The organism is Bradyrhizobium sp. P5_C12 (assembly GCF_054049735.1).
The window spans coordinates 1-12624 of record NZ_JBFULU010000090.1 but is presented as its reverse complement, the minus strand read 5'-3'; the positions used below and the strand labels follow the sequence as shown (position 1 = coordinate 12624).

The following is a 12624-nucleotide window of genomic DNA, read 5'->3' as shown; positions in this document are numbered from 1 at the left end:
CCGCATCACCAAGCCGCAATTCGTCTCGCGCCGGGCGATGCATCGGCTGGTGCGCAATGCCTTCATACTCGGCGCCGCCTGGGGCATCGTTCCGGTCGCATTCTTCGCCAACGCCTCCGCCGGCGGCCAGCTCGTCATCACCTGCCTGTGTTCGGGGATGCTGGCGGGCGGTGCGCTCGCCTTCGCCACGATCCCGATCGCGGCGATCGCGTTCACGGCCCCCATCTTCCTCGGCATCGCCATCTGCCTCGGCAGAAACGGCGATCTGGCTTTCCTGCTGATCGCCTTCCTGGTGGTGGTGTACGGATCGGTGCTGCTGCGCAGCGTGTTCGTCAATTCCATCTCGTTCGCGCGCCGCGTCATGCGGCAGATCGAGGCGGAACGCACCGTGCGGCAGGATCCTCTGACCCTGCTGCCCAACCGCTTCGCCTTCAATGAAACGCTCGATGGCGCCCTCAAGCGGCTGGCCCTGTCCGGCGAGGAATTCGCGGTGCTCCTGCTCGACCTCGATCGTTTCAAGGAGGTCAACGACAAGTTCGGCCACCCAGCCGGCGACGAATTCCTGGTCCAGGTCGCAAACCGCCTGCAACGCTGCACGCGGGCGGCCGAACATGTCGCGCGCATCGGCGGCGACGAGTTCGCGCTGGTGATGGCCAATCTGGCGCGGCCGGAAGATGCGCTCGAGATTGCCGAGCGCTTCGTCGCGGCCTTTGCGGAACCGTTCCTGATCGAGGGCCGCGAGATCGTCGGCGCGACCAGCGTCGGCATCGTGCTGGCGCCGCGCGACGGCAACACGCCGCTCGACGTCATGAAAAATGCCGACAGCGCGCTCTATCGCGCCAAGAAGGCGGGACCCGGCACGGTCTGCTTCTTCGAGGAAGCCGACGACAGGGCGTCGCGCGACCGCAAGGCGCTGCAATCGGATCTGGCGGGCGCGATCGCCAGGGACGAGCTGTTCCTGGTGTTCCAGCCATTCCTCGATCTCGCCGACAACCGGATCACCGGTTTCGAGGCGCTGCTGCGCTGGCAGCATCCACAGCGAGGACTGGTGCCGCCGAGCGAATTCATTCCGATCGCCGAGGAGACCGGGCTGATCCACGAGATCGGCGAATGGGTGATCCGGCGCGCCTGCGCGACGCTCGCGGACTGGCCGGAGGAGATCAGGGTCGCGGTGAATTTCTCGGCCGCCCAGTTCCACAACAACGGCCTCCTCCAGATCATCGTGCAGGCGCTTGCGGACGCGAAGATCGCTCCACACCGCCTCGAGATCGAGATCACGGAATCGATGCTGCTGTCGAAATACGGCTCCGCCGCCTCGGTCCTCAATGCGCTGCTGCAACTCGGCGTCACGGTGGCGCTCGACGATTTCGGGACGGGCTTCTCCTCGCTCACCTATTTGCGCAAGCTGCCGTTCAGCCGCATCAAGATCGACCAATCCTTCATCCGCGACATGCTGGTGCAGCCGGACTGCGCCGCGATCGTGAAGTCGGTGATCTCGCTGGCGCGCGACCTGCGCATCGGCGTGGTCGCCGAAGGCGTCGAGACCGCCGACCAGCTCGAATATCTGCGCCAGTTCAGTTGCGACGAAGTCCAGGGCTATCTGATCGGCCGGCCGGTGTCGGCCAAGCAGGTTCTGGCGCTGCTCGACCCGAAGAAGCAACGGGCGATCTACGCGGCGTGAGGCGTGCACTCGCAAAAGTGGGACGTCCGCTTCCGGCGGCGGCGCAACTTGCACAGGCAATTCCGACAATTTCCCGCTTTGACCCGGCATGAGAATACGCCTTGGAGGTAACCCGCATTAGCCGCCCGGCGACGGCCGCTTGCGGCAAAGTGGCGGCTTCCCACTCTTGCGAAAAGTTGATTGTGTGAGTGCCGAAGAAGAAGCTCGGCAATTGCTCGCGATCGACCTTTTCTCGATCGGTCCGATCAGTCTTGGAGAAGACCCATGCAGCTTGCGCTGATTGAAGCCGGACATTGCGACGTGGACCTCACGCCCTCGCCGGTCGAGCCATCCTGGATCATTGAAGGAAATCCGGAAGCGCGCTCGCGCGTGCTGTCGACCAGTGCATGTGGCACCGCCAAGACCATGGTGTGGTCCTGCACTGAGGGCAAGTTCAATTGGTACTACGATCTCGACGAAACCATCGTGATCCTCGAAGGATCAATTGTGCTCGAGAGCAAAGGCATGCCGCCAAAACGCTTTGGGGTCGGTGACGTGATCGTTTTTCATCGCGGTGCGCACGCCAAATGGCATGTCGAGGGCTACGTGAAGAAAGTCGCCTTCCTTCGCCTGAACAATCCGCACCCCCTGGGCTTCGCCATCCGCGCCGCCAACAAGCTCAGGTCCTCAATCGCGCGGCACGCGCCGATGATGGCCACGGCTTGCGTCATCGTTGCGGGGTAGGATCGCACTTCCGCTGTTGGCCCCTGGCTGAACCGGTAGAATGAACCGAACCTGTCCGCTCCCGAGGGCAGAGCGGACAAGGCCTCCTTCGCCGGCTGATCGCACGCGGATAGGCTCTAAGCCCCCTCAGACCGCATCCGCGCGCAGCAGCGTGTCCACGGTGATGGTGCCGCGGGCGCGCGAGACGCAGGCGCAGATCTTCTGATTGCTTTGCTTCTGATGGTCGCTGAAGAAGACGTCGCGATGGTCGATCTCGCCGTCGACCTCGACGACGTCGATGGCGCAGAGGCCGCATTCGCCGCGCTTGCAGTCGTACATCACCTCGTGGCCGTTCGCATTGAGCACGTCCAGCATCGAGCGCTCGCGCGGGATTTCAAGCTCGACGCCGGACGCCTTCAGGCGCACGCGAAACGTCTCGGTCGGCAGCGTGCCGCTGGAACCGAAGGTCTCATAGCGGAGATCGGCGAGCGGATGCCCTGCCCCGATCCAGGCGTGGCGTGCGGCATCCAGCATCCGCATCGGGCCGCAGAAGAGAGCCATCGCGCCTTGCGGCAATGACGCGAACAGCGCTTCGAGGTCGAGCCGGCGGCCTTCGTTGCCGGCATGAACGACGAGGCGGTCGCCGAGCACGGCAGCGAGATCGTCGAGATAGGCGGCCTCATCGCGCGAACGCACGGCATAGTGCAGCCTGACATTCGCCCCGCGCCGCGCCAGCGCCTGCGCCGCGCCAACGATCGGGGTGATGCCGATGCCGCCGGCGATCAGACAATAGCTTTCACGCGCCCAGTCGACCGCGACCAGCGAGGCGGGCTGGGTGATGTCGAGCCGCGCGCCCGGTGCGAGCTGCCACATGTAGCGCGAGCCGCCGCGGGAATCCTCTGCGCGGCGCACCGCGATCCGGAAGCCGCGGGACGAGGCCTCGCCGACCAGCGAATAGGATCGCGTCTCGGGCAGGCCGTCGATGCTGACGCTGACATTGATGTGGCTGCCGACCGGATAGGCGGCACCGTCGAACTGATCGGGCAGGATCAGGAATTCGCGGATGCCGGGCGAAAGATCGCGGGTCGACACCAGCGTGGCCGGGGTCCAGGTTTCGATGAAGCGCATGGTGACTGCCCTCAATCGGTTGCGGTCTTGATCAGCGCGAGCGCCGGCAAGAGGTCGAGATGGGTCCGGTTGCGCAGCGCGAGCCGCAAATTGCGCACGGCAAGCCGCGCATGCTCGCGCATCACCGCTTCGGCGCGCGCGCCTTCGCGGTTCTCGATGGCGTCGATCACGACGCGATGATGCTCCTGCCCGATGATCAAAATCTGCTGCGCCTCGGGCAGCGCCGACTGCGCCATCACGAAACCGCTGGGGGACGCGAACGGCAGCGCCGAGGCGCGGTCGATCTGGCGGATCAGCGGCGGGCTGCGCGACAATTCGGTGAGCAGCGCGTGGAAGCGCGCGTTCAGCGTGACGTAGGACGAGAACGCATCGACCGAGATCGGCACCTGGCGCAGCAACTCGTCGATCGCGGCGAGACACTCCTTCAGCGGCTCGAGCTCGCGCGCGGAGACGCCGCGCTCGGCCGCGAAGCGCGCGGCGAGGCCTTCCAGCGTGCCGCGCAGCTCGATGGAATCGGAGATGTCGCGCTCGGAGAACGCCTTCACCATGAAGCCGCCGGAGGGGATCGCCTCCAACAGGCCCTCCTCCTCCAGCCGCACCAGCGCCATGCGCACGGGCGTGCGCGAGGCGCCGGTGGTCTCCACCGCCTGGAGCTCGGAGATGCGCTCGCCGGGACGCAGAGACCCCGACAGGATCTGGTCGCGCAACGCGAGCTGCGCCTTCACGGTCTGCGAGACGGAGCGGTCGACCTCGCGCTCGGCCATGTCAGCTACTCCGCGGCCTGGAGGTGCTGCGGCGGGTTTTCCTTCGCGACCATCTTGTCGATCAGCTTGCGCGTCCACATCGCACCCGCATCGATGTTGAGGTTGTAGAAGACGCGATCCGGGTTCTCGTCCATCGCGCGCTGCTGCGCTTCGAGGATCAGCTCGTCCTCGTGGAAGATGCCGGAGACGCCTTCGCGGATCTCCGTGGTGATGCGCTGCTCGCCGAGGCGATAGTTGCGGACGAAGGACCAGAAGTAATGGCAGGTCTTCTCGGTCTCCGGCGTAATGGTGTTGAGCACGAAGCCGTTGACGCCCTGCGAGCGGTCGCCTTCCGGCGCGCCGGTCCCGGTCGGCGCCACGCCGACGTCGATCGCAATGGTGCACGGCGCCTCGAAGCGGATGATCTGCCAGCGATCGACGAGGCCGGGCTTGCCGAGCTGCTTGGCCCAGAACGGCGGCGCCTCGATGCCGCGCATCCAGCGCGTCACGGTCACCGTCTTCTCGCCATGGGTGACGTCGAACGGAGCTTCCGCAACAGCGTCATTTCCGATCGAAGAGCCGTGCACAAAAGTCTCGTGGGTGAGGTCCATGAGATTGTCGAGCACGAGGCGATAGTCGCAATTGACGCGGATGGTCTTGCCGTCGCCGGCCCAGGCCGGATCGTGGTTCCAGTGCATGTCGGGCACCAGCGCCGGATCGGCGAGCGCGGGATCGCCCATCCAGAGCCAGATGTAGCGGTGCCGCTCGACCACGGGATAGGCGCGGACGCAGGCCGACGGGTTGATGGTCTCCTGCGAGGGCATGAAGGTGCAGCGGCCCTGCGCATTGTATTTCAGGCCGTGATAGCCGCAGACGACGGTGTCGCCTTCGAGCCGGCCCTTGGACAGCGGCACCAGGCGGTGCCAGCAGGCGTCCTCCAGCGCGGTCACCGAGCCATCGGCCTTGCGGTACATCACGACATGCTTGCCGCAGATCGTGCGCGGCAGCAGCGCCGGCTTGACGTCGGCGTCCCAGGCGGCGGCGTACCAGGCATTCATCGGGAAGGGTTTTGTCACCGGTCTCACTCCCAAGGCTTATGAATACGTTATGTATACAATAGCGGAGGGATGGAATGATTCAAGACCGAATATGGCGTACTGTAATACCTAAATGCGAGGCTATGTATACAGACTTAACCGCAAGTCATTCCCCGCGAAGGCGGGGAATCCAGTACTCCGCGGCGGTCGTTGTCGCACAACTGGCGTCGCGGCGTACTGGATCACCCGCTTTCGCGGGTGATGACAGCGCGCGATACGGAACACCCCCCCTGGAGGGTAAGAAGGCGGCTGCGTCGGCAGTTACGCCCCGAACACCTTCTTGAGCCCGGCCTGAGCCTCTTCCTGAATCCGCTTCAGGTGCTCGGTGCTGCGGAAGCTTTCCGCGTAGATCTTGTAGACATCCTCGGTGCCCGACGGCCTCGCCGCGAACCAGCCGAAATCGGTTTCGACCTTGATGCCGCCGAAGGGCTGGCCGTTGCCGGGCGCCTTGCTGAGCGTTGCCCGGACCGGATCGCCGGCGAGGTCCTTGAGGCCGAGCTGCTCGGGCGTGACGGACTTCAAAATATTCTTCTGCGGCGCGGTGGCGGCGACGTCGATGCGCGCGTAATGGGGCACGCCGAGTTCGGCGGTGAGATCGCCGAACAGCTGGCTCGGATCGCGGCCGGTCCTGGCCATGATCTCGGCGGCGAGCAGGCCGAGGATGATGCCGTCCTTGTCGGTGGTCCACACCGTGCCGTCGCGGCGCAGGAACGAGGCGCCTGCACTCTCCTCGCCGCCGAAGCCGAACGAGCCGCCGACGAGGCCGTCGACGAACCATTTGAAGCCCACGGGCGTCTCGACCAGCTTGCGGCCGAGTTTTTTGGCGACGCGATCGATGATCGAGCTCGACACCACGGTCTTGCCGATCGCAGCACTCCCGCCCCAGTTCGGGCGGTGCGAGAACAGGTAGGAAATCGCGGTCGCAAGATAATGGTTCGGATTCATCAGGCCGCCGGTGCGCGTCACGATGCCGTGACGGTCGGCGTCGGTGTCGTTGGCGAAGGCGACGTCGAAGCGGTCGCGCATCGCGATCAGGCTCGCCATCGCGTAGGGCGACGAGCAGTCCATGCGGATCTTGCCGTCCCAGTCCACCGTCATGAAGCGGAAGGTCGGGTCGATCGCCTCGTTCACGACGGTGGCCTTCAGGCCGTAGCGTTCGATGATCGGATGCCAGTAATGCACGGCGGCGCCGCCGAGCGGATCGATGCCGATATTGATGCCGGCGGATCTGACCAGGTCGAGAGCGACGACGTTGCCGAGATCGGCAACGTAGGGCGTGATGAAGTCGTAGGCGTGGACGTGCGCGGATTTCTTCGCCTTGGCATAGTCCATGCGCGCGACGCCCTTGAGCCCGTCGGCGAGATAGGCGTTGGCGCGCTTCTCGACGACGCCGGTGACGTCGGTGTCGGCCGGCCCGCCATGCGGCGGATTGTATTTGTAGCCGCCGTCCTCCGGCGGATTGTGTGACGGCGTGACGACGACGCCGTCGGCAAGACCGGACGTGCGCCCCTTATTGTAGGTCAGGATCGCGTGCGAGATCACCGGCGTCGGCGTGTAGCCGCCGTCCTTGTCGATCATGATATCGACGCCGTTGGCCGCGAACACCTCGACGGCGCTGACCAGCGCCGGCTCGGCCAGCGCGTGGGTGTCGATGCCGATGAAGAGAGGGCCGGTCAGCCCCTTTTCCTTTCGGTAGTCGCAAATCGCCTGCGTGGTCGCCAGGATGTGACCCTCGTTGAAAGTGTTCTTGAGCGAGGTGCCGCGATGGCCGGAGGTGCCGAACGCCACCCGCTGCGCGGAATCCGCAACATCCGGCTTGTTGGCGAAATAGGCCGTCACCAGCCGCGGAATGTTGGTGAGCGCGTCCGGCGAGACCAATTTGCCCGCCGCGGGATGAACTTCAGCCACTGGAGATACCCTCGTCCTGATCGTGCAGAGATTGCGGGCCACCATAGCATCGGCCGGGCCCCCGCCAAGGGCACAACCCGCGCGATGGGGAGGCGTTCCTTGGGCGATGATGAGGCGGCGCCTCATCCTCCGCTGTCGTCCCGGCGAAGGCCGGGACCCATAGCCACAGGGAGTGGTTGCGGGAGCGAGCTGGCAACTCCGAGTTTCCGCAAAACTATTGCTGCGGCGTATGGGTCCCGGCCTTCGCCGGGACGACACCAAGATTGTTGCGTGCTCACGTCCGAACTCAGAATCCGTTATGCTCCGCACTTTCGAGGCTCTTCGAATCGTCCCATGATGCTCTCGGGCAAGCTGCTCCTGCTGATCGCCAGCCTCGTTGTGGCCGGCGCGCCCGCGCGCGCCGCGGAGTTCTACACCGAGGATCTCCGCATCCCGATGGCGGAGGCCGGGCCGCAGGGGCTGGAGGCCTTCCTGGTCCGCCCGGCGGGGCCAAAACGCTATCCGCTCGCGCTGCTCAGCCACGGCTCGCCGCGCAGTTTCGACAACCGCGCGACGATGTCGGCGCATAAATATTTCGGCATCGCGCTCGAATATGCCCGGCGCGGCTTTGCCGCGCTGATCGTGATGCGCCGCGGCTACGGCACCTCGCCGGGCGGCCGCGTCGACAGCGTCGGTGCCTGCGCCAACGCCGCCTATCTGCCGGCAGCGGCGGTCGCGGTCGCGGATTTGCGCGCCGCGATCGATGCGATGGCGCGTAGAGCCGACGTCACGACGACAGGCATGATCGCGGCCGGCCATTCCGCCGGCGGGCTCGCCACCGTCGCACTGACCGCACAGGCGCCGCCCGGGCTGGTGGCCGCGATCAGCTTCGCCGGCGGCCGCGGCTCGCGCGACGATGACGATGTCTGCAATCCGGATGGGCTGGTGCAGGCCTTCGCCACTTTCGGCAGGACCTCGCGGGTGCCGATGCTGTGGGTCTATGCGACCAACGATTCGTTCTTCGGTCCCGATCTCGCGCGCCGGCTCCATGACGGATTTCGCGCAAGCGGCGGCAACGCGAAATTCATCGCGGCACCGCCTTACGGCGAGGACGGCCACTATCTCTATTCGGTGGTGGGCCGCCCGCAATGGACGCCGTTCGTCGACGCCTTCCTGCGCGAGCACGCGCTCGGCAGCCGCGACATCCTGAGCCCGCCCGATCCGCTGCCGCCGCCGAGCCAGCTCAATGCGGCCGCGCGCGCCGAGTTCGCGCGCTATCTCGCCAGCACGATGCCGCACAAGGCCTTTGCCGTGTCGCCCAATGGCGGTTACGGCTGGCGTTCGGGACGCACGACGATCGACGACGCCCAGCGCGATTCGCTCGCGGCCTGCATGAAATGGTCGCCCAGCTGCACGCTCTATGCGGTCGACGACCGGCTGGCCGGGGCTGCGCAACCCACCGACCGGAGCGCCCGCGCGCGATAGGCGGCCGGGGTGAATCGAACCTCTCGACAGGTGACGCTAGAGGCGCTCGCTCAGCGCGAGCTTGTAGCCGACGCCGGTGACGGTGGCGATGACCGGCGTGCCGCTGCCGACGAGCTTGCGGCGCAGCCGCGCCACCAGCGCATCGACCGTACGGATGTCGACCTCGGCCTGGCGGTTGCTGACGACCTCGATCAGATAGTCGCGGCTGAGCGGCCTTCCGTCGGCACCGACGAGGGCCGCGAGCAGGTCGAATTCGGCGCGCGTCAACGATACGGGCTTGCCGTCGCTGCCGAGCAGCTCGCGCCGCGTCAGGTCGATGATCCAGTCGCCGAAGGCGATCGAATTGTGGTTGCGCGCCGCCTTGCGGTCGATCGAGCGCCGCCGCAGCACGCTGCGCGCACGCGCGAGCAGGTCGCGCAGATTGATCGGCTTGGTGACGTAGTGGTCGCCGGCTATCTCGAGGCCGAGGATGCGGTCGACGTCGGTGTCGCGGCGGGTCACGAAGATGATGCCCGCGTTGCTGGTCGCCTGGATTTCCTTGGCGAGCTCGAAACCGTCGCCGTCTGGCAATTGCACGTCGAGGAAGACGAGATCGGTGCGCGCCCGCAACGCCTGGCGGCATTCCGCGCAGGAGCCGGCGCCGACCACGTCGAAATTGTTCTCGCTGAAATAGCCGACCAGCATCGTCCGCGTCACCGGATCGTCCTCGACGACGATCAGGCGCTCGCGGCCGAGCGGCCGCATTTCCTGAAATGCGGAGTCAGCCACGGTCTTGGATGTCCTGTGTGCTTGTGATCCGACCTGGAACTTCAGGTCGCCCAGCGATGCGCTGTCCTGTGAACGTACATTCACGGCGTATTCGAGCCCCCGAAATTGCCCGCCAGAATAATAGGCGCGTTGTGATGCCCAAACAATATTGGTCACGATATTGAAGTATTAAGTATGAATTGCCCCACACTTCTCATTTTGCGCATCGTCCCCAGGGAACCCGCCGGGGACATGTCGGGATCCGGCTATCCAGGCCGAGGTTCAACCGCTGGTTAACGTAAACGGAGTCTTCGGCTTCGGAATCGGCGCCTGCGTCTTTATGGTCCTGCCTCRCAGGGCGAGGCGGTTGCGAAACCACGGAGCAATTTGATGCAGGGGCAGGCCCGGTTGGCTGCCGGTCGGACCGATGGCGGCGCAACGCCCTTCGGCCGTTCGCACTCCCTCGACGTCCTGCGCGGTCTTGGCATCGCCGGCGTGATGGCCATCCACGTCTCGCAGTCGTTTCCGTCCGGCATCCGGGCGATCGATTTCACCTTCATGTGCGGCTGGGTCGGCGTCAACATCTTCTACTTCGTCAGCGCCATGACGATGTGCCTGATGTGGACGCAGCGCGCCTCGGAAACGAACCCGACCCGCAAATTCTACATCCGCAGATTTTTGCGCATCGCGCCGCTGTTCTGGCTCGCGATCCCGCTCTATCTCGTCGTCAACGGCACGGGGCCGAGCTACAACGCGCCCAACGGCATCGGGCCGCTCCAGGTGATCCTGACCGCGACGTTCCTGCATGGCTTCTGGCCGGACAGCGTCAACAGCGTCGTGCCGGGCGACTGGTCGATCGCCGCGGAGATGACGTTCTATCTCGTCTTTCCGTTCGTGATCACCGCCTTCGGATCGCGCCGCCATCTTTATCTGGCGCTCGCGATCGCGCTGCATCTCGTCAATGTCTGCCTGTTCAAGCCGTTCGCCTTCGCGCTGTTCTCGGCCTATTACGGCCCCGGCAACGAGGCCTTCGTCTGGAACGCGCTGCACATCAGCTTCCTGAACCAGCTCCCGATCTTCCTGGTCGGCTGCGCGCTGTTCTTCTCGCTGCGCGACGGCTTTGCGAAATCGGACGCGGCGATCTTCGCCGCCTTCATTGCGCTGTCCTTCGCCGCAGACCGCGCGACCGGCTCGCATGAATTCAACTATCTGATGATCAACCTCGTCCTCGGCGCGCTCGTGGTCGGCTGCATCAGCCTTGCGATCCGCTGGTGGCCGCTCGAGGCGCTCGGCCGCAATTCCTATTCGATGTACCTGTCGCACTTCGCGGTGATCTACGGCCTGCGCCAGGTCTGGCCGCTCGCGAACGGGCTGGTCTCGCTGCTGATTGCCTATGTCGCCACCGCGGCGCTCAGCTATGTCGTCGCGCGCGCGACATGGCATCTGATCGAGCGGCGCGCGCAGGATCTCGCGCATCGCCTGACCTCTTCAGCGGCCAAGACCACGCCGCGCGCGGACGCCGTGGCCGCGGCAGGTGTCGTCTGAACAGCCGCGGTGCCGGCGCTTGACCTGCCGCCTCAGGACGATCCGACCTCGATCCGGTACGACAGCTCTTCGTCCGCGCCAGCTGCGATGTGCATCAGGCCCGGCTTGTCGCTGAACTCACCGTCGAAGCCTTTAGGGCTCGCATAACCGCGCCAGGGCTCGATGCAGAGGAACGGCGCGCCCGACGGTTTTGACCAGACGCCGAGCTCGCGAAAGCCGCGCCACGACATTTTGAGCCAAGGCCCGGCGCCCTGCCCGGCCGCATAGCGGACCGCATCGCTGTTGATGCGATCGAAGATGACGGCGTCGACTGTGAACAGGGATTCCGACAGTGGAAGCACAGTGCCTCGGACGGGGCTCGGATCCGTTGCCGCGAGCAGCAGTCCGCCATCGACACGGCGAACCGGAGATGACTCCTCGTTCGCGAACGTCAGCGCGTAGCTCTCCTTGGGCAAGTCGGGCTGAAGCGGCCAGTTGAAGGCGGGATGACCGCCGAGCGACGCCGGCAAGGTCTCCTCACCGGTGTTGACGATCTTCAGCGCCACATCGAGGCCGGCTTCGTCGAGCGTGTAGGTCACAACCAGACGGAACGCGAACGGGTAGAGCGCGCGCGTCGCCTCGCTGTCTTCCAGCACCAGCGCGCAGCGGCTCTCGCCACGTTCCGCCCAGGCAAAGCGGTTGTCGCGCGCAAAGCCGTGCTGGGTCATCCGGTAGGTTTTGCCCCGGTGCCGCATCTCGTCATTGACGAGACGCCCGACGATCGGAAACAGCAGCGGCGCATGGCGCGGCCAGGCCGGCCCGGCCTGCCAGATGAATTCGACACCGGCAGCATTCTTCAGCGAGCACAGCTCGGCGCCTTGCGCCTTGATGGTCGCGGTGAGCCCGCCACTCCGGATCGTGTGCGTGTCGTCGGTCATGACCATCCCCATGGCGGCAGCGAGGCTGGCGGCGCAAAGCGCCGCAGCCCTGTTCGAACGGACCATAGCGCATTGGAAAATGCTGCGCTCGCCTCGAGACCGGGCGAGCGCGACGTCTTGGAGCTCAGCGTCGCGCTAGGCCTGGGACGGCCGCCCGATGCTCTCGTAGGTGAAGCCGGCCGCGGCCATCTCTTCCGGGCGGTAGATGTTGCGGAGGTCGACGACGACGGGCTGCGTCATGGTCGCCTTCAGCCGGTCGAGGTCGAGCGCACGGAACTGCACCCATTCGGTGACGATGACGATCGCGTCGGCGCCCTGCGCGCAGGAATAGGCGTCCTCGCAATAGGTGATGCTGGGAAGCTCGCCCTTGGCCTGCTCCATGCCGACGGGATCGAACGCCCGCACCTTGGCGCCCATGTCGAGCAGGCCGGTGACCAGCGGGATCGACGGCGCATCACGCATGTCGTCGGTGTCGGGCTTGAAGGTGAGGCCAAGCACGGCGATGGTCTTGCCGCGCAGCGAGCCGCCGAGCGCCTGGCTGACTTTCCGCGCCATCGCGCGCTTGCGGTTCTCGTTGACCGCGAGCACGGATTCGACGATGCGCAAGGACACGTCGTAATCCTGCGCGATCTTGATCAGCGCCTTGGTGTCCTTCGGGAAGCAGGAGCCGCCGAAGCCCGGGCCGGCATGCA

Annotated in this window: 11 protein-coding genes; 4 read left to right on the top strand and 7 right to left on the bottom strand. The window is 65.7% G+C overall.

Annotated elements, in window-relative coordinates:
* A partial coding sequence (locus tag ACXJMY_RS37050; RefSeq protein ID WP_456624295.1) for a putative bifunctional diguanylate cyclase/phosphodiesterase occupies positions 1-1681 on the top strand: 1681 nt, incomplete at its 5' end.
* 264 nt (positions 1682-1945) lie between these two features.
* Positions 1946-2404, top strand: a complete 459-nt coding sequence (locus ACXJMY_RS37045) for a cupin domain-containing protein (RefSeq protein WP_456624294.1) — start codon at positions 1946-1948, stop codon at positions 2402-2404.
* 126 nt (positions 2405-2530) lie between these two features.
* On the opposite strand, the gene ACXJMY_RS37040 is transcribed toward ACXJMY_RS37045, so the two are convergent.
* From ACXJMY_RS37040 to pgm, 4 genes are all read right to left on the bottom strand, one after another.
* Positions 2531-3511: a PDR/VanB family oxidoreductase gene (locus ACXJMY_RS37040; RefSeq protein WP_456624293.1), complete on the bottom strand. Its 981-nt coding sequence runs from the start codon at positions 3509-3511 to the stop codon at positions 2531-2533.
* Positions 3512-3522: 11 nt separating this feature from the next.
* A complete protein-coding gene (locus ACXJMY_RS37035) occupies positions 3523-4275 on the bottom strand; it encodes a GntR family transcriptional regulator (protein ID WP_008139252.1) in 753 nt (250 codons plus the stop codon).
* A gap of 5 nt (positions 4276-4280) precedes the next feature.
* Positions 4281-5330: an aromatic ring-hydroxylating dioxygenase subunit alpha gene (locus tag ACXJMY_RS37030; protein WP_456624292.1), complete on the bottom strand. Its 1050-nt coding sequence runs from the start codon at positions 5328-5330 to the stop codon at positions 4281-4283.
* Between the two features lie 282 nt (positions 5331-5612).
* Positions 5613-7259: a phosphoglucomutase (alpha-D-glucose-1,6-bisphosphate-dependent) gene (gene pgm / locus ACXJMY_RS37025; protein ID WP_456624291.1), complete on the bottom strand. Its 1647-nt coding sequence runs from the start codon at positions 7257-7259 to the stop codon at positions 5613-5615.
* 333 nt (positions 7260-7592) lie between these two features.
* On the opposite strand from pgm, the gene ACXJMY_RS37020 reads away from it, so the two are divergent.
* The gene (locus ACXJMY_RS37020; protein WP_456624290.1) at positions 7593-8723 is read left to right on the top strand and encodes an alpha/beta hydrolase family protein; all 1131 of its coding nucleotides are present in this window, start codon (positions 7593-7595) and stop codon (positions 8721-8723) included.
* A gap of 36 nt (positions 8724-8759) precedes the next feature.
* Here the strand turns inward: ACXJMY_RS37020 and ACXJMY_RS37015 are convergent, their stop codons facing one another.
* A complete protein-coding gene (locus ACXJMY_RS37015; RefSeq protein WP_456624289.1) occupies positions 8760-9575 on the bottom strand; it encodes a response regulator in 816 nt (271 codons plus the stop codon).
* 285 nt (positions 9576-9860) lie between these two features.
* On the opposite strand from ACXJMY_RS37015, the gene ACXJMY_RS37010 reads away from it, so the two are divergent.
* Positions 9861-11015 carry an acyltransferase family protein gene (locus ACXJMY_RS37010; protein WP_456624288.1) on the top strand — a complete coding sequence of 385 codons (1155 nt, stop codon included), beginning with the start codon at positions 9861-9863 and terminating at the stop codon, positions 11013-11015.
* Positions 11016-11047: 32 nt separating this feature from the next.
* On the opposite strand, the gene ACXJMY_RS37005 is transcribed toward ACXJMY_RS37010, so the two are convergent.
* Positions 11048-11932, bottom strand: a complete 885-nt coding sequence (locus ACXJMY_RS37005) for an aldose 1-epimerase family protein (RefSeq protein WP_456624287.1) — start codon at positions 11930-11932, stop codon at positions 11048-11050.
* A 135-nt stretch (positions 11933-12067) separates the two neighbouring features.
* Positions 12068-12624, bottom strand: a 557-nt coding sequence (locus ACXJMY_RS37000; protein ID WP_456624286.1) for a UDP binding domain-containing protein, incomplete at its 5' end; no start/stop codon positions are given.